At 24.4% G+C, this 22197-nt stretch carries 17 protein-coding genes and 3 pseudogenes; 9 read left to right on the forward strand and 11 right to left on the reverse strand.

The window, feature by feature from the left end; translation table 4 throughout:
• Positions 1-231 precede the first annotated feature (231 nt).
• The gene (locus ACE38S_RS02390) at positions 232-981 is read left to right on the forward strand and encodes an MIP/aquaporin family protein (RefSeq protein ID WP_374696220.1); all 750 of its coding nucleotides are present in this window, start codon (positions 232-234) and stop codon (positions 979-981) included.
• Positions 982-1140: 159 nt separating this feature from the next.
• On the opposite strand, the gene ACE38S_RS02395 is transcribed toward ACE38S_RS02390, so the two are convergent.
• A complete protein-coding gene (locus ACE38S_RS02395; protein ID WP_374696221.1) occupies positions 1141-2091 on the reverse strand; it encodes an IS30 family transposase in 951 nt (316 codons plus the stop codon).
• A 1339-nt stretch (positions 2092-3430) separates the two neighbouring features.
• Here ACE38S_RS02395 and ACE38S_RS02400 point away from each other — a divergent pair.
• Both ACE38S_RS02400 and ACE38S_RS02405 read left to right on the forward strand, forming a co-directional pair.
• Positions 3431-3553, forward strand: a complete 123-nt coding sequence (locus ACE38S_RS02400; RefSeq protein WP_374697117.1) for a hypothetical protein — start codon at positions 3431-3433, stop codon at positions 3551-3553.
• Between the two features lie 662 nt (positions 3554-4215).
• Positions 4216-4473: a hypothetical protein gene (locus tag ACE38S_RS02405; RefSeq protein WP_374696222.1), complete on the forward strand. Its 258-nt coding sequence runs from the start codon at positions 4216-4218 to the stop codon at positions 4471-4473.
• Between the two features lie 50 nt (positions 4474-4523).
• Here the strand turns inward: ACE38S_RS02405 and eno are convergent, their stop codons facing one another.
• Positions 4524-5900, reverse strand: coding sequence for a phosphopyruvate hydratase (gene eno, locus ACE38S_RS02410; protein WP_374696223.1), 1377 nt, complete (start codon positions 5898-5900; stop codon positions 4524-4526).
• A gap of 182 nt (positions 5901-6082) precedes the next feature.
• Here eno and trpS point away from each other — a divergent pair, with 182 nt between their 5' ends.
• Both trpS and ACE38S_RS02420 read left to right on the forward strand, forming a co-directional pair.
• The gene (trpS, locus tag ACE38S_RS02415) at positions 6083-7105 is read left to right on the forward strand and encodes a tryptophan--tRNA ligase (RefSeq protein ID WP_374696224.1); all 1023 of its coding nucleotides are present in this window, start codon (positions 6083-6085) and stop codon (positions 7103-7105) included.
• Between the two features lie 1326 nt (positions 7106-8431).
• Positions 8432-8722: pseudogene (locus ACE38S_RS02420) on the forward strand (DUF3627 domain-containing protein); the annotation flags it as partial.
• A 1481-nt stretch (positions 8723-10203) separates the two neighbouring features.
• Here ACE38S_RS02420 and ACE38S_RS02425 read toward each other — a convergent pair.
• The 4 genes from ACE38S_RS02425 to ACE38S_RS02440 all read right to left on the reverse strand — a co-directional run bounded on the left by ACE38S_RS02425 (position 10204) and on the right by ACE38S_RS02440 (position 12857).
• On the reverse strand, positions 10204-10587 hold the full coding sequence (locus tag ACE38S_RS02425; RefSeq protein ID WP_374696225.1) for a hypothetical protein: 384 nt from the start codon (positions 10585-10587) through the stop codon (positions 10204-10206).
• A 30-nt stretch (positions 10588-10617) separates the two neighbouring features.
• Positions 10618-10779, reverse strand: coding sequence for a hypothetical protein (locus tag ACE38S_RS02430; RefSeq protein WP_374696226.1), 162 nt, complete (start codon positions 10777-10779; stop codon positions 10618-10620).
• A 280-nt stretch (positions 10780-11059) separates the two neighbouring features.
• A complete protein-coding gene (locus ACE38S_RS02435; protein WP_374696227.1) occupies positions 11060-11740 on the reverse strand; it encodes a hypothetical protein in 681 nt (226 codons plus the stop codon).
• 136 nt (positions 11741-11876) lie between these two features.
• Positions 11877-12857 carry a hypothetical protein gene (locus ACE38S_RS02440; RefSeq protein ID WP_374696228.1) on the reverse strand — a complete coding sequence of 327 codons (981 nt, stop codon included), beginning with the start codon at positions 12855-12857 and terminating at the stop codon, positions 11877-11879.
• A 118-nt stretch (positions 12858-12975) separates the two neighbouring features.
• Here ACE38S_RS02440 and ACE38S_RS02445 point away from each other — a divergent pair.
• From ACE38S_RS02445 to ACE38S_RS02460, 4 genes and pseudogenes are all read left to right on the forward strand, one after another.
• Positions 12976-13909 (forward strand): annotated as a pseudogene (locus ACE38S_RS02445) (IS30 family transposase).
• A 493-nt stretch (positions 13910-14402) separates the two neighbouring features.
• Entirely contained in the window at positions 14403-15737 is a 1335-nt protein-coding gene (locus ACE38S_RS02450) for a DEAD/DEAH box helicase (RefSeq protein ID WP_374696229.1), read from the forward strand.
• A 600-nt stretch (positions 15738-16337) separates the two neighbouring features.
• Entirely contained in the window at positions 16338-16520 is a 183-nt protein-coding gene (locus tag ACE38S_RS02455) for a hypothetical protein (protein ID WP_374696230.1), read from the forward strand.
• Positions 16521-18053: 1533 nt separating this feature from the next.
• Entirely contained in the window at positions 18054-18182 is a 129-nt protein-coding gene (locus tag ACE38S_RS02460) for a hypothetical protein (RefSeq protein WP_374696231.1), read from the forward strand.
• 1197 nt (positions 18183-19379) lie between these two features.
• On the opposite strand, the gene ACE38S_RS02465 is transcribed toward ACE38S_RS02460, so the two are convergent.
• The 5 genes and pseudogenes from ACE38S_RS02465 to ACE38S_RS02485 form a co-directional block, all read right to left on the reverse strand.
• Positions 19380-19556 carry a hypothetical protein gene (locus ACE38S_RS02465; RefSeq protein ID WP_374696232.1) on the reverse strand — a complete coding sequence of 59 codons (177 nt, stop codon included), beginning with the start codon at positions 19554-19556 and terminating at the stop codon, positions 19380-19382.
• A gap of 253 nt (positions 19557-19809) precedes the next feature.
• Positions 19810-20034 (reverse strand): hypothetical protein, encoded by a 225-nt coding sequence (locus tag ACE38S_RS02470; protein WP_374696233.1) that lies wholly within the window; start codon positions 20032-20034, stop codon positions 19810-19812.
• A gap of 315 nt (positions 20035-20349) precedes the next feature.
• Positions 20350-20496: a hypothetical protein gene (locus tag ACE38S_RS02475; protein ID WP_374696234.1), complete on the reverse strand. Its 147-nt coding sequence runs from the start codon at positions 20494-20496 to the stop codon at positions 20350-20352.
• Between the two features lie 506 nt (positions 20497-21002).
• Positions 21003-21374, reverse strand: a pseudogene (locus tag ACE38S_RS02480) (DNA cytosine methyltransferase).
• Complete coding sequence (locus tag ACE38S_RS02485; protein ID WP_374696235.1) at positions 21368-21514, reverse strand: DNA cytosine methyltransferase; 147 nt, start codon at positions 21512-21514, stop codon at positions 21368-21370. The pseudogene ACE38S_RS02480 and the gene ACE38S_RS02485 overlap by 7 nt, the downstream one beginning before the upstream one ends.
• Positions 21515-22197: the final 683 nt, after the last annotated feature.

Genomic DNA, 22197 nt, shown 5'->3' on the forward strand with positions numbered 1-22197 from the left:
AATAAAAATAAAAACTGTGTTAAAATTGATTTAATTCATATTCTAGAAACAATTTTATATAACTTAGAAAATTATGATGTATGAAAAAAATATACTGTAATTATTGAAGAAATTAATACTTGCTTTACCAAATATTACCAAAAATTAATTTCTTTCTAGTAATTTGCTAAAAATTTTTAGCAAACTTTCATTTAAACTTTTTATTAAATTATTGTAGAAAGTAGGTTAATTATGACAAATGCTCAATTATTTTTTCAACATTTTAGTTTAGAATTTTTTGGCACAATGTTATTAATTATTCTTGGAAACAGTGTTGTTGCTAACATCTTGTTAAAAAATACAAAAGGAAATGGACAAGGATTTTTTGCAATTACGGCTGGTTGAGGTTTTGCTGTTTTTATTGGGGCAATGGTTAGTAGTGCCTTGCGTGGTGTTGCCCATTTAAACCCAGCCGTTACAATTGCAATGGTTGTCCAACAGACTTTTTTTGTTAACAATGGTTGATTTTTACTACCAGCCTTATTATTAGGACAAATTGTTGGTGCTATTATTGGCCAAATTATTGTGGATATTTTCTATTGAAAACACATTAAAGATACTGTTGCTGATAATCCAGACTTTATTCTTGCCATTCATGCCACAAGACCAACCTACCACAATTCATTTTTTAACTTTTTTTCCGAATTTATTGGTACTTTTGTTTTGATTGCAGCAATTTTAGCAATCGGAAAATATAATAGCGGCAATTTAGGCGCGTTAACACCACTTTTTGTTGGATTAACAGTTTTTGGAATCGGAATATCATTAGGGGGAACAACTGGTTGTGCAATTAATCCAGTGCGAGATCTAATTCCACGAGTTGTTCATTTTGTTTTACCACTTAAAAAAAAAGGGTCATCAGATTGAAACTATAGCTGAATTCCAGTTGCAGCACCAATCATAGCAGGTTTAGCAATTGGTGGTATATTTTTATTATTTTAATACCATCAACAGAAAAGATACCTTTTATTATGAAAAATAAACCAACTTATTCTGTTTGCGCATCATTTGTGGTGGTATTATTGGTGCTGCAATTAGTCGCTAAATAAGTCGCTATCAATTAAAAATTATTACCATGCCTAATTGTAAAGTTAAGTGCAACTAAATTATTTTTCTAACCAAATATTCGATTGGTGAAAGATAATTTAGTATTTTTCTTGGTCTATGGTTTAAAGATAATATAAATTTATGAACTGCATTTTTCGTGGTATTTGAAAAATTAAATTTTTTAGGAAATTTTTCTCTAATTAACCCATTAGTATTTTCATTAGCACCTCTTTGTCAGGGTGAATATGCATTAGCAAAATAAATTTTCACATTTAAATTTTTTTCAAGTTGTTGTCAATTAGCAAATTCTTTACCTCTATCAAATGTTATAGTTTTAACAAGATTATTTGGAAGAATTGATAAATAATGGCTAATGTTTTCGTTAATAACTTTAGTAGTTCTATTTTCAACTAACATTGCTAAAGTAAATCTTGATGTTCTTTCAACTAAAGTTATTAAACATGATTTACTTTTACCTCGCGATGATACTATAGTATCATCCTCTCAATGGCCAACAGTTATGCGATTATTAACATTAACATTTCGTTCTTTAATTGATTTACCATTAAATTTACCGCGATTTTCTTGAGATTTTCGTTTCTTACCTTTTCTTCTTAAATTTTTATTAGTAACCTTTTCAAGTAATCCAGAATAAATTCAATTGTAAATTGTTTTAAAACTAATAATTCATTCTTTATGAAAATTTTTAATTCTTCCATAAATTTGTTCAGGCGATCAACCTAATAATAATTTTTGTTGTACATATTTTACTAATTCTCTATTTTTAAACTTATGAAAATAAACATGTGATTGTTTTCTATTTTCTGCTTTATTTTGTGCAATTAATGAAAAATAATGATTATTATCTTTATTTCTATTAACTTCTCGAATAATAGTACTAATACTTCGATTAAGATTTTTAGCTATTTCACTAATTTTTAATTTAAATTTCAATTGATTCTCAATATAAATTCTTTCATCTATGCCAAGATGTTTATATCCCATATAAAAAACTCCTTGCTTTAATTTTTCTAAAATAAACTTAGCATCATGAAATTTTTATATGAAATTTTTTGCAATTTTATTTACTTGCACTTACAAGTATAATTTAGCTATTATAAATAATATCAATAATCAACAATAATTAGTATTGTAACATATTGTTACAAATATTAAATATCACCGTGACCAAAATTGCTTTGAAATTACAACTTATCATCATAATCAAACAATAACTTATTTTGCAAAATATTTAATTAATGATGCTGGGCAATACTGTGATATTTTAGCTGCTCAAGCTGGCTATCCGGATTTTGAATTAGTAAAACAAGACATGGTGAATATCGATTGTTAGAAAAAATTAAGGAAATTTAGTTAATAATATTATTTTTATGGCACCAACCATTCATGGCAAGGGATTATTGTTGCCTTGATGTTAGATGGTCATCTTTTAGTCGGGGCAACAGCAGAATATAATGTGTCAAAAGCAAAAACAAGGTTATAGTAACGCCGTCATATATAAAAAAATGGTCAAATTGTAATCAAAAATTATTCCTAACCTTTTAAAATTAAAAAAAACTTGTAAAATATTTGCTGGTCATATTTAATTGAACCACTTTCAAAATATTTTTATTTAAAAGCAGCACATAATAATCCAAAATTTATTAATGTTACTGGTACAAAATCACCCGGTTTAAGTAATGCTCCAGCCATTGCCAAATATATTTTTTATATTGTTTGGCATTTACTAACTGATGCTGATTATCAATTAAATATAAACCACGCACTTTGATCCAATTAAATTAGAAATTATTCCAACAATTTAAAAAGGGGGCAAACTAATATAATGTCAAAATATATTATTAGCCTTAATAAAGGAGCAACAAGTTGTCGTACTATTGTTATTAATCAACAAGGAAAAATTATTGCCAGTGATGCATTATAATTTAGTTAATTTTTTCCCAAAGTTAGCTGAATTGAACATGATGCTGTTAAAATTTTAAACTCTCAACAGACAATCCTTGTTCAATCATTAAATAAAGATAAAATAAGACCAAATTAAATTGCTGGGATCTGGGGACACAATATTACCAATCAGCGAAAGGCAGTCGTTATGTGCAACAAACGATCATGGTTACCAATTTATAATGCAATTGTTCTATAATCTTGCCAAACAGCAACCTATTATGATTAATTAATTATTAAAGTAAAAAATGAACTAATTCAAACCAAAACTGGGTTAGTAATTAATCCATGTTTTTAGGCAATAAAAATAAAATTAATTTTAGATAATGTTAAATAAGCCAACCAACCAGTCAAAAAAGATAACTTATTATTTGGGATAATTGACACATGGTTAATTTACTGTTTGGCCGGTGGTAAAATTCATGTCACCGATGCAACTAATGCCATTAGAACAATGTTATTCAACATTCATACTAAAAACAATGAAATGATGAATAATTAACCCCATTAGATATCCATAAAAGTATTTTACGGTTGGTAAAATATTCATCATAAATCTATGGTCATACTCTTTTTTGATTTACTAAGTAGGGAAACTGATATTCAAATTATAATTGCCAGTGCCATTGGTTATAAACAAGCAGCTTTATTTGGAAAATTATGTTTATAACCTGGAGAAGTAAAAAATATTTATGGAACTGGATGTTTTATTTTAATTAATACTGGTGAAAAATCAGCAACAAAAAAATGGTTTATTAACAACCATTGTGTTTAGATTATCAAAAAAAATATTTATGCTTTAAAAGGTTCGGTATTTGTTGCTGGATCCGCCATTCAATGGCTGCGTAATCAAATTAAAATTGTTTATCATGATAGTGAAACCGATTTATATACTAACCCCCTTGTTCAATACTATCAACAAAGTGTTTATGTTTTTCCTTACTTTACGAGTTAAATAAAGGGGTTTTACCGCACTACTACTGAGATATTATTATATTATTTTTTACTAACCCCCAAGGGAGGAGAGCAATTTTTGGTTTAGAACGAGTAACAAAATGATAACACTTAGTTAGGGGCCGATCTTAAAATTTCTTACTTATTAATCTTATAACGTTATTACAGCGATGGACGAAGATTTACAACAACCAATTAAACGGATTAAAGTTGTGATATGGTGGGGCTAGTAGTAATTGATACTTAATACAATTTAAAATCGATATTGCCCAAGTTGAGGTAATTCGTCCACAAAAAAACATTGAAACAACAGCAATGTGCGCTGCTTTTTTAGTTAGGTTAACCGTTGGTTTTTGAACATCACCAGCTAAAATTAAAAAAAATTTCCACTGTTGGCAAACAATACCACGCAAAATTAGAACAAGCAATTGTTTCAAAATTATTAAAAAGTTAAAAAATTGCTGTTAAGTGAACTCTAAATTGATTAAAAAAGATTGAATAAAAAAATAACCGTAAGGTTATTTTTTTAAATTTGAAACATGTTTTTTTAAATTATAGAATGTTTTAATTCCATCATATCCAGCCGCTGTTCCTAACTCATCTTCAATTGATAATAAACGATTATATTTGGCAATACGATCACTTCTTGATATACTTCCCGTTTTAATTTGACCAGTATTTAAAGCAACAGATAAGTCAGAGATTGTTGAGTCTTCTGTTTCTCCTGAACGGTGTGAAACAACAGCTGTTCAACCAGCTTTTTGTGCTAATTGAATTGTATCAATTGTTTCGGTAACTGTTCCAATTTGGTTTAATTTAATTAAAACTGAATTAGCTGCATTATGAGCAATTCCTTCTGCTGTAATTTTTGGATTTGTTACAAATAAGTCATCACCAACAATTTGAATTTTATGACCCATTGTTTTAACTTGTAATTCAAAACCAGCTCAATCACTTTCTGCTAAACCATCTTCAATTGAAATAATTGGATATTTATCAACTAATTTGTCTAAATATTTAATTAATTCTTCTGTTGTCATTGCATAGTATTTACCCGTAACTTTTTCAATTTTCTTAAAGTGATATTTTTTATCTTCAAAATATAATTCTGATGAAGCACAATCCATTGCGATCATAACTCCATCTTCTCCTGCTTTATATCCCGCTGTTTTAATTGCTTCAACAATTAAGTTTAATGCAACTTCGGCTGGAGTTTTTGCTTGGAATGATAATAAAGTTTGGTTTTTATATGCTCAATTAAAATGCGGAGCAAATCCACCTTCATCACCAACGGCAGTAATATCTCCTTTATCATGTAAGATTTTCTTTAAAGTATGGAAAATTTCTGATGATCATCTTAAAGCTTCTTTAAATGTTTCAGCTCCAACAGGCATAATCATAAATTCTTGGAAATCAATTGCACTATCGGCATGTTCTCCTCCATTAATAATATTTAACATTGGAACTGGTAGTTTTTTTCCATTAGTACCACCTAAGTATCGATATAATGGCATTTTTAATTCGCAAGCAGCAGCTTTGGCAACAGCCATTGATACTCCTAACATTGCGTTAGCTCCTAAATTTTTCTTAAATTCAGTTCCATCTAAAGAAATCATGGCATGGTCAATTGCAACTTGATTTGTTACTTCCATCCCAACTAGTAATTCAGCAATTTTTATATTAACATTCCCAACTGCTTTTAAAACACCTTTGCCTTGATAACGGCCTTTATCACCATCTCTTAATTCTAATGCTTCACGACTCCCTTTTGAAGCTCCTGATGGAACCATCGCTGAACCATATCCGCCAAATTCTGTTCAAGCTTCAACTTGAACAGTTGGATTTCCTCGTGAATCAATTACTTCACGAGCATTAATTTTCTCTATTCTCGACATAATTTTATATTCTCCTTCTAAGCGTATATTATCATTATATTATTTGTTCAGAAAATAGTAAACAAAATCTGCTGAAAATCCAATAAAAAATGCCCTTTTATTGCTTTTCTTTTATAATAACCAAAATATTTGTTATGATATTATTAAATATATTATTAAATTTATTCATAAAAGGAAAACATATGGAACAAAAAAAACCAACAATTGTTTCAGGCATTACCGCTACCGGACAATTAACATTAGGGAATTATATTGGGGCAATAAAAAATTTTATTGAATTACAAGAAGATAATAATTTGATTATTTTTGTAGCAAACTTACATGCTATTACAATTCCAATTAGCAAAGAAGAATTACGAAATAATATTAAAAATATGATTGCATTATATTATGCATGTGGTCTGGACCCTAAAAAAGCAATTATTTTTATACAATCAGATATTTTAGAAGTAACTTTATTATCCCATATTTTATTATGTAATGCAACTGTTGGAGAATTATCCCGAATGACCCAATTTAAAGACAAATCAACCAAAATAAAAGCAGAAAATTGCACAGAATTTATTCCAACCGGTTTACTAACTTACCCAGCTTTAATGGCGGCCGATATTTTATTATATGATGCTGACTTAGTTCCGGTTGGCAAAGATCAAAAACAACATATTGAATTAACCCGAAATATTGCCAAACGAATGAATAATCGTTACCAACAAGATCTTTTTAAAATTCCAACTGATTTTATTCCACCAATTGGTGGTAAAATTATGGATTTACAAAATCCGACCAAAAAAATGAGTAAATCTTCCAAAGATATTAAATCATTTATTAGTTTATTAGATCCCTGTGATGTAATTCGAAAAAAAATTCGCAGTGCAGTAACTGATTCAGAAAGCAAAATTACTTATAACCCAGAGAAAAAACCGGGGGTAAGTAACCTGTTAACAATATATGCTGTTTTAAAAAAAGTTTCAATTGAAACCGCTGTTAAAGAATTTGTTCAACAAGATTATGGTCAATTAAAAGAGCAGGTCGCAATAGCAATTATTGACACTTTAGAACCACTTCAAATAAAGTATCAAAAATTAATGCAATATCAAACAATTGATGAATTAATTGAAGCGGGGGCAACAAAAGCACAAGCAATTGCGAATAAAAAAATAACAAAAGTTAAAAATATCATTGGTTTAAATTATAAGAAAAAGTAATGTCTTGCATTACTTTTTCTAGTTCCCTATTATTAAAAGGTGTAGAAACCACAAACATTTTGTATTTTTGGTATTTACATTTTTACAAAATAAATTTTATTAATATTTTAAATAATGGGTTGGAATTTATGCAAACAAATCGATATTTAATTTTGCGGTCGTTAGTGAAAAAGTGTGGTAAAGATATTGTTATTAATACTGTCAATAAGATTGAAAATGATATTGAAATTAAAAAGTAAAAAGAATAAATTATCCCGCGTAATTTATTAGCGGATAATTTATTCAATAATGTTTTTAAGTGGAGCGAAGCGACAACAAGCGGAGCTGGTTTGAAAATTTCAATTTTTTAATTTATTGAAAGGAGATATATTATGCTAGTATGATTAACATGGATATTTAGTGTTTTGATTTTGTTAGGTATTTTGCGTGAATTGGTTTATCAATTTATCAAAAAGTTAGACAAATTCAAGGTAAGAAAAAATAAAAAAATAACTTGAAAAAAAGGATATTATAAAATAATTAATTTATTAACTGAAACAGTTACAAAAATCGGATTTGGTGATGGGATGAATTACATTTGAACTGGTTTAAGTAATGCAATTAGTAAAGTAAAAATACCGTATATGGTATTTTACCGCAATTAATGGCCTTTTTAGGCGATGCTTGAATTATTTTAATTCTATTTGGATTATTTATTATTATTAAGATATTAAACTTTTTCCGTCATATGGTTAAAGGATTTTAATAGAGTATATTGCACTAATACTCAAAGTATTTTAATAAAAACTAATGTGCATTAGTTTATTTATATTTTATTAATTTATTTTATATAATTATTACTTTAAACTTAATAGTATTTTTCATTGTGACAATTTTTACTATTTTATATATTTAACAATGTTAATAACATTATTTATTAAACATTAAATAAACAATATATTAGCATTACGTATAACATTGTTAATAATCAGTGTTTTTATCAATAAATAAGCAATATATAAACATTAAATATAACATTGTTGATTAAACAAATTTAGTTAGGAGTTAGTTATGGAAAAAAGAAATGAAATAAATATAAAAATAAATTGTTTAAATTTTTTGTGTTTCCTTTATTAATTATTTTAATTTTAGTTTTGTTGGTCCCTTTTGTTTATATGATAACTAGTATTAATTTTAAAATTCAATCTTTATAAATATAAATCGTGTCTATTATTTTGTTTTATGTAATTTTTATTTTTTAAAATTGTCTTTTTATTGGTGTAATTATGCTTTATTGTTAACATATTTCTATACTAAAACACAAATTAAAGAAAGAAGTTGATAAAATTAAGTAATTTTTATAAGAAAAATCATAATATAGCAAATTATTTTATTTTTAAGGAACTTATCCTTTTTGAAACATATAAAACTTGTTTTATAAATTTATTTATCATAATTGCCTATATTGGTTTTTGGTTAAGTAATAAATTTATTTATCATAGTCAAAAACATTGTGAACAAATAACAATCAGTTTAATTTACGACAATTATTACTGTATTGTGAAATATGATGAAAATTTAAAACAATACTATTGAAAATATTTAACTGGAACAGAATTAATAAATTTATATAATCGCTAAATTATACTTGCACTTACAAGTATAATTTAGCAATAAAAAAGATTTTGCTAAATTTTTATAGGAGGTGCATTTTTATATAGCAAGAAAAGGACAAAAATATAATAAATACACATCATAATTTATAACAAAAATCATTGAGGAAATTAAACAAAAAAGTTGTTTAATAGTAGCAAAACAATATAATCTAAATGCAAATACATTATAATCTTGATGAGCAAATAATAAAAAAAAGAAAATAAACAACCATAAATGATCTAAAATATCTTTTACCAAAAGAGATTTTTAATATTATAAAACAAGGTATGAGTTACTAAAAAAGCTCCATGACTTTTACAATTAAACAAACTAATAATCGTCTCTTTTATTAAACAAAATTGTTGTGAATACTCAATAAAATTATTATTAGAAGTAACAAAGTTAAAACGTAGTTATTGAGATAAATATAAAAATTATGACATTAGCAAAAAAAGCAATAAATGCTATTGTAAAAGTCTATGAATAAAATTTAAAACAATTTGGATATCGAATAAGTACTAAATATATAAATGAAGATTATGATATAAAATATAATTCAAAAAAATTTTTTAAGTATTATGTGTAATAATCAAATACAATCTGAATATGTAAGAAAAATGAGAAGAAAAATGAAGTATAAACATAATAAATAAATAAAAAATTTTATTACAATATCTTGATTTAATTAATTGTAAATTCAATGATATAAAAACAAGGTTTTTAGTACTATATACTGATGTAACATATTTAATTTAAAAAGGAGAAAGATATTATCAATCAACAATTATTGATGAATATACTAAAGAAATAGTTGATGTAAAGTGATCTAAATATAATGGCAATAAATTAGTAATGGATAATTTAAATTATGCAATTAAAAAATAAAATTAATAAAAAAAAGATCTGAATGGCATAATAATTCACCTCAGATCACGGATATCAATATAAATTCGCTATTTATCACAAATAAATGTTTATCTAACGGTATTATAATTTCAATAAGGAAAAATTACCACTATGCAGATAATATTGTTATAAAAAGTTTTCATTCATTACTTAAGAAAGCTACAATCAATAAGAAAATATATAATTCACACCGAATAATATATAAAAGATGTTATAAAATGAAATACATGGTATTCAAACCATAAAGAAAAAGATATACTAAAAAAATAGTAAATACTTTTTATTATTATTTACTAAAATTGGTGTAGTCTTATTTGCTCTATATTGTTCCTAAAATTAATTGGATTTTGTGATTTAAAATTCATATTAAGTTTTACATTAGATCTAAAAATATTATTATAATCTTCATTATTACTTCTTGGTTTTCTTATACGTGGGTATTGTGTTTCACAATTACTATTTTTTTGTTAAATCATCAATTTAATTATTATTAATTATTATATTTAAATTATTTATTAAAAAAATAATTCCTTCTTCTTTAATATATAAAATATGATTTATTTACTCATTTTTAACAAAAATATTAAGCTTACTATTGTTCGGTTTTTTGTAATATACATTGTTTTTTTTGTTAAAACAAATATATTGTTAAATTTATAAATTATAAAATTTTTAATTTTAAATTTATTATCCACATTAATATGATTATCAAATCAATCTTGTGGAGCAAAATCACAATAATATAATTTACCAGAAATTGTTAATAAATATTCTCCACCATAATTATTAACGCTAATATTATTTACTTGTTCATTAATACCACCAACTGAGTAGATTTTTCCTTGGTTAACATCATTAGTATATTTAAAATAAAGACCATTTTGAGTTCCAATTAAAGCAATTCCAATTTTTACAGTTGGATTATAATTATCTTTTTCCAAAATTCTAATATCAGTTATAAATTTAGAAAATTAATCTTTGCGAACTGTTGGGATTGGCATAGTATTAGCATCAATTATTATTGGTACAGCTGTCCCACTAATTGTTAATACAATTAATAAACTTAAAAGTTTTTTAATTTTGTATAATTTCCTTTCTTTATCTTGAAACTTTTTATCAAGATCTATTAACATTGCATATATATATGCAAGCACGTATTCACATATTATAAATATGTATTTATTTTAATAAAATAGTTTATCTATTAATGATTATTATTAGGATTATATTATACCAATCTGGGCTCGCAGAATTTTCATAAGTTTTACGAAAAATTTCTTAAAGTTTAAAAAAACTTTTGCGCCGCTTTTTAAAATACTTGGGAAAAATTCTAAGCGTTAAGCGAAGAATTTTATAAAGGTTACCAAAATTTGTTTGAAAGAATCTCAAAACTTTTTTAACTTGTAAATCGTTTTATCACAAAAATTTAATAAAATAAACCGCTCGCCCAAAAACAAAATAGTTATAATCCCATTTTAAAAAGATATGTATAAAACCCCCCGTAAAACAAGGCACCATATATGGGTGTCTATCATGGTACATTTTACTATCAGGTGTGTTTGTTTTGCTATCGCTAAACCTTAATTCACTAATACACTTATCTAAAAATGGAAAATTATTTAAAATGCCATATATTTTGCCTTGGACAAACATTTTTCTTATTCATGTTCCACGATTGATTATACCCGCTTCTTTATTCAACGAAGTTTGATGTTTTTTAGCTTTAAACATTTTAATTTTATAACCCAAATAAGGGTAAATATCTTCTTGCAATTTTTGCATAAAATCGTGGGCATTAATATCATAATGAAATGTGGCAGCTTCAAAGCCATCAAATTTATCAAAAGTATTGATTATTCATTGTCCGTAATGTTCAACTATTTCATTTAAATTCATGGCGTTTTTTGGGGTAACAACATTTTCTTCAATTAAATATTTATCATATTCATTATTTTCATTAATTTTATAACCACTAAATAAAAAAACCGTATGGTCTTCACTACCATTAGCATAATCAACACCAATTGCATAGCTATCAAATTGATACTGCTTTGTATTTGAATTATAAAAATCTTGTAAGTTATATTCTTGCATATATTTACGATAATTTCGTAAAACATAAATGCTCGGGTCATTATCGTTGTATTCAAAACCGTAATATTCAAGTTCGAATAAATCGGGACGTTCTTCTTTATTTGCTAAAACAAGTTTTTGGAGAATATCCGGAATTTTATTTCAAACAGCCCCCCATTGTTAAACGCAAATTAAAAATTCCCAAACCATTAAATGCTTGTTTATTTTCGCAATATACTTTCTTATGTTCTTTTAAAATATTTTTAATTCTTTCATTTAACGGTAAATATGGTGTTACAAATTTTTCATAAAAGACATGGTATTTATCAAAAGGATTAAAAGTAAATTGGTTAGCATATGTTTTATGAAAATATGTTGTTACGATTTTATATTGTTTTGCTGTGTTATTTCATTCTTGAAATGTCCAAGATAATTCTTTGATAGGAATAGGATTATCTAAATTATATTGTTCGTTGCCATTTTCATCAGTATATTTTTCATAAGACACTTTTAAACTTTTTGAACGAAACATTGAAACTCTTAAATTATTATATCTTTTATCTAGTTCTTTATCCGTTAAGATTTCTTTTTCTTCGGCATGGATCATTTCATCAGTTCAAGCTGAGATAATACCACTGCCTTTACCAACTTTCCCCATAATTTTATTGCCATTCGCATATCCCGCAAAAGTAATGCGAATACCACTAGGAAAAACAATTTCACCACCCTCTTTAACATTTTTCGGTCAAACAATGCCATTTTCATTGTCCGGTCCGATATCAATCCCATATTTATCATATAAGTAATTACAAACATTAATGGTATCACCAAAGGTAGTGTCTTCGTGAGTATTGGCATATCTTCGTAAAATAACCGACGAAGCATCGGTAAAATTACAAGCAAAAAATAATTTTTCCGCTAGATGATTTCACGTTTTATTAGTCCCGCGTCCAGCTGAAACAAATTTAAAAAAACAGGGTGAAGTAAAATATCGAGCATAACTATCACCCACAAAATCTTTAAATACCTCTCAATCAAAACCAAAATTATAGTCACTAAAATTGCAATCATATTTTTTGTTTAAATGTTCGTAGTCTGTGCTTCGTTTTTTGGTGTTAATTTTAGCGACGTCTTGCATATTAATTAACCTCTTTATTTTACATATAATACATTATAAGAAAAAATGAAGATAATTTGTATAAAAATGAAAAAATTATACACATGTAAAATTTGATGAATGAAGATTTTTTAAGGATTTATTGTTATCTGATGCTTGTAAAAAGAAAAATGGTACGATTAATTTGTCTGAAATAGCAAGACAAATGGACCCGCGAGATTAATACTGTTAAAAGAGAGAAAAATTAAGCAATTTAAAAAAATAGAAGATTATAAGCCATTAGATGTTCACAAAGATTATAAACAAAAGCGGAAAAAATCTATTAAAAAATACCTAAATTTACAAAAGAGCAGCTAGATTTTATTAAAACAAGATTTAATAAATAACCACGATACACCATAACAATTTATTTATTGTTATTTTATATAATTTGATGTTAAATTTTCTGCTTGTGTTAAAATTTTATATAAATTAATTATCTTAGGAAAATTATAATTAATAAAGAAAATTTGCCTCATCGTGGTAAAAAATATAAAACAAAAAGAAAATTTGATAATCGTGGTAAATTAGATGAAAGATTTATATCAATATAAGATATTTAAATAAAGTTTCTAGTATTGGTTAATTTTAAATGAACACCATTGTAGGAAAACGCCATCAATATATTTGTTTTGTATTAATTGAACAGTCAAGTAATAATTAATTTGCAGTGAAATTAAAAAATCATAGTGATAACGAAATTGTAATAAAATTTAAAGATATTGTTATAAATATTAATTTAATTTGGAAAATAAAATTAATAATAACAGATCAAGGCAAATAATTTAGTAAATAAAGAGAAATGGAAATATTTGCTGAAACACAAGTTTATTTTTGTGATCCTGGTAAATCACAACAAAACCATTAATTGAACATATGAACAACGAATTTAAATATTGACTTCCTAGGAAACTGATTTTAATAATGTTATTCAAAAAATGATAGATTGAATAGTTAATGTTATAAATGATAAACTTGGGTCGTGTTTTACTTGAATAAGTGCAAAAGCAATGTTTTTACAAAATATTAAATAAATTTATTAATTTTAACTAATAAATTATTTTTAGCGTGCTTAAATATATTTAAAATAAGATGAAATTACAAAAATTTATTTTTTTCTTTTTTGAAAAAATGTTTGCAATTTATTAAAAATATTTAATTATTAACTAAACAATATATAAATTTGCCGTTTGTATCTACACAGCGCATAAAAAATCTCACAAAAATTATTTTTTTCCGGTTAATCTTATATGACGCCAAAAAACTATTATTATGGTTGTTTTTTGGAGCTTCATAGTATTTTATATACACACCGATGCCATTTTATATAAAATTTAATAAGATACCATATACATTTAATAAATTATTATAAAAAATACTTTATTTTTTTGTCATTTTGAGATATAATAATTAGGTTGTTAAACTTTAATTTATTCTGTTATCTAAAATAACATAAATATGTAAATTCAACAGCTGTAATGTTAAAAAAAACAACTAAACTATGATATGAAAATAAAAGGAGACTAAATGAATTTTAATAAATTAAATTTATACCCATCATTACAGCGAATGATTGCTAAAATGGGTTATAATAATCTAACTGAAATCCAAGAAAAAGCGATTCCAGTTGCCTTAAATAATCAAGATATTATTGGTAAAAGTCATACCGGAACCGGTAAAACTGTAGCATTTATTTTACCAATCTTGCAAAACTTAGATACAAAATTAAAACGGTCACAAACAATTATCTTATGTCCAACACATGAACTAGCAAACCAAATTATTGGTCAAGTACGTAAATTTGCAACTTATTTAGAAGGAGTAAATGCAACATTAATTTGTGGTGGTTCGCATATGCAACGCCAAATTTATGCTTTACGAAAAAGCAATATTATTGTTGGGACACCAGGGCGAATTGCTGATCATATTAATCGTAAGACATTACGATTAGATAAAATTAAAACAATTGTCCTTGATGAAGCTGATGAAATGTTAAAAATGGGTTTTAAAAATGATCTTGATAAAGTTTTTGAAAATGCCCCAGAAAAATATCAAACATTATTGTTTTCTGCAACAATGTCAAAACAAGTATTAGAAATTGCCAATACTTATCAAAATAATCCAGTTGAAATTGTTGTTACAAAAAATAGCATTGAACAAAATAATATAACACAACAATATGTTAATGCAATTAATTATCATAAGGAAGATGTTTTAATTGCTTTATATCAATATTTACAACCAAAACGCAGTATTATTTTTTCTAATACAAAAGCTTTTACTAATAAAATTGCGGGTATGTTAGTAAGCAATGGTATTAATTGTTGTGTTATTAATGGTGATAAAAGTCGTTATGAACGGACACAGGCAATGCGTTTATTCCGCGATGGTAAAGCAACGGTAATGGTTGCAACTGATGTTGCTGCGCGAGGAATTGATATTAATAATATCGATTATATTATTAATTATGATATTCCAACTGAACGAGAAAGTTATATTCACCGCATTGGTCGAACAGCACGAGCTGGCGCAACTGGAGTAGCAATCTCAATTGTTTCAAATTATAATGAATTGAAAGAAATTCATCACTTGGGTGAATATCAGAAAAAAAGAATTGAATTATTAGATATTTCAGAATATGGTTTAAAACCAAAACCACAAGGAACAAAAAAAAATGGTGCTAATCATAAACAAACTAATTTTAAACAAAATAATAGTAATTTTAAATATGATAATTCACAACGTAGCAATAAAAATAAGCAATTCAATATTAAGATAGGTTTCAATTCGCAAGATAATAAAACTTGAAAAGAAAAAAAGAAAAAATTTGGGAGAAATAATTTTACATTTAACCAAATTTAAAACAAATAATAATTCCCATAAAATGTCTTTGTAAGTAATTGAGTTATTAAAAGCACCATGAGCATCATGGTGCTTTTTTTATTATAATTATGCTTACATTACAAAAAGAAGATGACAATTTAATGAAAAAATTACTAACTTTTTTAGTGTTTTTATGTTGGGTTTGAGGAGTTGTTTTGAACTTGCTATTTGTTCGTTACAAATCAAACATATTATTAGTGATGACGATGGGGGTAATCCAAATTAAGATATTACAATTTTTAATCATATTAAATATAAAATAAATGAAGATTTAAAAACGTGGTGACAACGAAAAACGACGATTGATATTAATGATTTTCCTGAGCAATAAGCATCATTAAAATAATTAGTTGCAAAGGTAAAATAAAGATTAATTAAAATTAAGTTAAGAGAAAATTAAGAACTATATTTTTTAAAATTAGTTGATTAGTGGTTTTAAAATATAGTTTGATAATTTAAATTAATATTTACAAAATCAATATTTCAATTATTATCGTGATTAAATGCACTTGCTGTTAAGAGATAACGGTGATCAGTTTACCTTAAAAAAATTAATTTTGTGATAAAATAGCAAAATTAGTGTATGATGCTCCACAAGCAGTAATTTGAACAATCTTGGAAATTAATATTAATTATGAAATTAGATTTAAACACTCACAAACATTTGAACAAGTTGAGGGTTTGTTGGTTATTAGTAATGATTTTGATTCCATAAATAAATATCCAAGAGAAATTGCTAGGATATGTTATTATCTTTATTAATAATATTTTTAGTGAAAAAAATATCAAATTATTACCCCACTAAATATTAGTTTTAATATCGTACATTCACAACAAACAATTTTATCAGTTATTGAAAGGGCATTACGAGATAAGGATATTTTGTTTACTAATTTTCTTTGGGCTTCCTCTAATTTATATTATTTGCTTTCATTAAAAACGGTGTTTGATAAAAAATATTCAGTTTTGGAGTGAGTTTGTGAGGGTTATGATCCAACGAAATTAACAGTATAAAAATTTTTACAATTTTATAAAAAAAGATGTCATAGAAATTATAATAAAATTTATTTTAAAAAAATAACCTAGCACAATAAAAACAATTACATTTGATCATGGGGAATAATTTAACAAGTGAAAAAAATTTGAAAATATTTATAAAATAAAAATTTATTTTACTGATAATGGTTGTCTTGGCCAAAGAGGATTAAAGGAAAATAATAATGAAATTTTGAGACAAAGTTTACCAAAAGGAATATATTTATCAATATTTTCTCAAGATGACTTAAATAAAATAGTATTGAAAATAAATTTAATGCTAAGAAAATCATTAAATTATAAAAATTAATTGGATTTAATACAAAATATTTAATAAAGTGTCCCAAATATATTTACAATTCAGGAAATATTGAATATCTTAATAAAGAACAAGGAAACAGGTATAAATAATTACTTAATGATGTTAATAATATTTTATTAAATGAACAACAATATTAATTAAATAAAACATAAGTACAAGTTAAAGATGCTGATGAAACCGAAATTGATAAATAATATTGTTAATAATATTTGTAATATAATAACCCTTTTCCTTAATAAATAGGAAAAAAGATAAAAAAATATTATAAGACTGCACCCCAAAAAAATAAGTAAAATAAAAAATTTAGCAAAATTTTTATAAGGGGCATTTTTATATAGCAAGAAAAGGACAAAAATATAATAAATACACATCATAATTTATAACAAAAATCATTGAGGAAATTAAACAAAAAAGTTGTTTAATAGTAGCAAAACAATATAATCTAAATGCAAATACATTATAATCTTGATGAGCAAATAATAAAAAAAAGAAAATAAACAACCATAAATGATCTAAAATATCTTTTACCAAAAGAGTTTTTTAATTTTATAAAACAAGGTATGAGTTACTAAAAAAGCTCCATGACTTTTACAATTAAACAAACTAATAATCGTCTCTTTTATTAAACAAAATTGTTGTGAATACTCAATAAAATTATTATTAGAAGTAACAAAGTTAAAACGTAGTTATTGAGATAAATATAAAAATTATGACATTAGCAAAAAAAGCAATAAATGCTATTGTAAAAGTCTATGAATAAAATTTAAAACAATTTGGATATCGAATAAGTACTAAATATTTTAAGAAAGATTATGATATAAAATATAATTCAAAAAAAATTTTTAAGGATTATGATTAATAATCAAATATAACCTGAATATGTAAGAAAAATGAGAAGAAAATGAAGTATAAACATAATAAATAAATAAAAAATTTTATTGCAATATCTTGATTTAATTAATTGTAAATTCAATGATATAAAAACAAGGTTTTTAGTACTATATACTGATGTAACATATTTAATTTGAAAATGAGAAAGATATTATCAATCAACAATTATTGATTAATATACTAAATAAATAGTTGATGTAAAGTGATCTAAATATAATGACAATAAATTAGTAATAGATAATTTAAATGATGAAATTAATAAAATAAAATTAATAAAAAAAGATCTGAATGGCACAATAATTCACCTCAGATCACGGATATCAATACACATCCGCTATTTATCACAATAAATGTTTATCTAACGGTATTATAATTTCAATAAGGGAAAAATACCACTATGCAGATAATATTGTTATAGAAAGTTTTCATTCATTACTTAAAAAAGCTACAATTTGAATATGTTCCAATAAGTTGAACCATATTTATGTGGATTTTCAAATAAAATATAATTATTAAGAAAGTAGGAATATAAAAATGGGGAATAATTTATGGCATAAATTATTCAGTTGGTGATGTATTATTTAAATAAATATTTATCTATTAAAATAAAAATAACCAAGAGAAAGACAAATTTATCTTTTTTAACAATTTTAATCATAGCATAAAATTACAAAATTGCAAACAAAAAATAATAATCCAATTAAATCCACGCTATTCTCTTTCACCATTTCGTTGTAATCATATTTTTAAAAACTTTTTCAATATATAATTTAAATCCATAGCCTTTTAACCGTCTGACATTATGAGAAATTTGTAATTTAATACAAGACCCCATATATCAATTTTCTTTATAAACCTTAATTCCGTTTTTTCTTTTATTAATATAATTAATAAATTTTTTTATATCTTATTTTTTATCTTTAAAAAATAAATGTTATTTAATGTTTTTGATTTTTATAAATATTTTAAATATTTTATTGCTCCATTTGGGTCACCATTTTTAAATAATTTATTCATATCTCAATAAATTTCTTTTATCATTTTTTCATTATCAGTTAAATTTTTAATAAATTTTTTATTCGATAAGGAAATATTTTTTCAATTTTTTCATTAAATGAAATTAATCTAAAATATAAATTGCACCAATTTCATTAGCGAACTTTTTAATTCATGTTACTCCGTCACCTGCAAGAGTTAGTTTACAATTTTCAATATTATAATTTTGATATAAAAAATGTAAAAATTATTTTTATATTTTTTAATACAATAATATTTGTTTTTCACTGATTTCATTATGATAAAAATATTTTTATCTCTTAAAACATTTTTATTTTTAGTACTTTTTATTTCATTATATCCAGTGTGAAAATATGCTACTCTAAACATGTTTTTTCTATTTTTTTATATTTTGTTAAATTACTAAAAGAATCATCAACTCCAGCATACAAATATGGTGTTTTAGCATTGATTTTTTCTGTCTTTGTTTTTTTTAAATGCTCTTGAAATAATTTAGCATAATCAACCTCTTTATTAAAGTTTGTGATTGTCATCTTAGATATATTTAATTTTGGTTACATATCTTTAATGTCCCTTTATGTTAAATAATTTAGTACCGTGTTAAATGATACGATTAATTGAAATGTCACTTGTGGCCCTTGTATAAAAATTAATCATATTAGTTTATAAAATACATTAACTATCATTTTTTATCAATTTCCTTTCATTTTTATATAAACTATCCGCAAATATCGACGGGGATTATATCCTTTATAAACTTGCAGATAAACTTAATTATGACAATTACTACCAACGAACAAATAATTCTCCGATAATTGGTCATTTAAAAGCACCTAGATCATTTACTCTATCTTCGGGATTATCGTAATTCCGAATTATTAAAATTAAAATAATAATTAATTTTCAACCTGCAAATATAACTTGCAATATTAAAATAACTCCCGAAACAATATTAGTTAACATTATGGCAACATCAATTACTACACTTAAATTTACTGTTTTTGCTTTCATATTTTCGTAATCATTTGTTGTTTAAAAATTTGCTTTTGTTAAATTTATTTCTTTTTTTATAAAAAATATTTTTCTTTTTTTGATAGTATTGTTGTTGATTATTAAAGTAATTTTTAATATTGTTTTTCTTAGCCATTTTTTTCTTTCCTTTCGAAAGGTAGGAAAAATAAATACAATAATAAATAACCTAATATCAGATCACAATCAATCCTTTATGCAATTAAAAAAAGGGAATTACTATCACCAAAATTTCGATGATAATTGTCAAATGATATAAAATCCATTTTCATCAAACTTTTCTTTTATTTTACATCTTTAATTTTTCCTTTTTATTTGAAACATTGCTATAAAAATTTTTTCTAACACATCAACAACAATACTATTATTGCCAGCTTGTTTATAAAGTTGGGTTTCAGAAACAACTTTTCGTGCTTTATTAAAATCTTTATTCCTAAATCACATTAATAATCAACATTCGCGTGGGGGTTAAAACTCGCAAAAGATATTATTTTTCATCAATTAAAAAAATAGTATTTTACTTACTACTATCTTGTTGTTGTAATTTATGTTTATCAACTCTAATTTTATAGATATTACTTGCTGAGATTGTTCTCATATAATTATTTTATGTTTTTCAAAACCGATTATACAAACCGTTAATTAGCAAATCATCTTTTACTTGTAGTAAAATAATAAAGTTACCATAATTATTAATTGGCAATATATTTGAGATAACATTTTAACACCCAATATTATCATTGAGAATTGCAATAATTCCTACGTTTCCTCATCGCATCTACTTTATTAGAATTGTATAAGAACATTTTTCAATTATTTTAAGTTTATTGTTTTCAACTGCTTTTTCATTGATTATTGTCTAATGAAATATTTTTCATTTACATTGTTTTCTAAAATATCTTTTACCACAAATTAAAAATTACAATGTTGGGATATTGAAATTTAAAATCTTACTTTAATGTTGAAATCATAAATAATCGTTTTCTATTTTGGGGAATTCCATAATCCTTGGCATTCATTGTAAAATATTGATTATGATATCCTAATTTATTAAGTTGATTTTGTAGATTTTAAAATCCGACAAAAAACTTTTTGCTTAATAAATTTGGTACATTTTCCATTAAAAGATATTTTGGTTTTGTTGCCATTGCTTTTATTAAATCAAAAACTTTGTATACTAAACCACTTCGCTTACCATTTAATCCTTCGCCATTATTATTGGCATTTGATATGTCTTGGAACGGAAATGATCAAGTTATTAAATCAGCATGCGGGTAAATTTTATAATTTAAGTAATATCTCCTAAATTTGGTGTTTAATAATCGTTAAAAATTGCTCGATATGATTTTTCTGCGTATTTGTCATTATCACAAAAAACAACTATTTTATGATTAATTCCAATATTTTCTAATGATTTTCTTTGACTTCCAATCCCGGCAAATAATTCAATTACTTTAACCATAATAAACCATCGTTCTTATAATTTTTCTTTTATCTAAAATTATTTATGGATTGTGATACCTTATAAGAACAAAAAAATAATATCTGAATATTGTTTTCAATATAAATATATCCATAATATTTATAAAATGGGCAATTAATCCTTTCTGCACCTCTTTCTAAAAAACAAAATATTATTTATCTTGTTTTATGTTATTTTAATTATTTATGTTATTTTTAATTTTATCTTTTGATATATTTTTATTATTTATATTGTTTTTGTTTTGTTTTTTATTTTCAATTAATTATAAAATTTCAAAACAAATACATAATATAACTCCGCCACCAATGACAATGTTAAAAATACAAACCATGACATATACAAAAAACCAAAACTATCATTTATTCATTCCCTACATAAAATTAAAAATGTAGTAATTAAAACACACATTATAATTGATAGGAAAAACTAATAAATAATTTTAATAAATTAATTTATTTTAAAAATTTTTTCACATTAAATCATTCCTTTCTTTAAAAATTTATATATAATTTAATTAGTTTTTTATTTTAAAAAATTGATATGGTGGTAAAAAATTAAAAATAAAATATGAAATTATGTTTTATGTGTTGCTTTAATTTGTATCTTTTTTTTTATTAATTTTTTTGTTATCATTTGGTTTAATTGGAATAATTAGTTTAATT

The organism is Spiroplasma endosymbiont of Polydrusus formosus, from assembly GCF_964263245.1.
Lineage (GTDB): Bacteria > Bacillota_I > Bacilli_A > Mycoplasmatales > Mycoplasmataceae > Spiroplasma.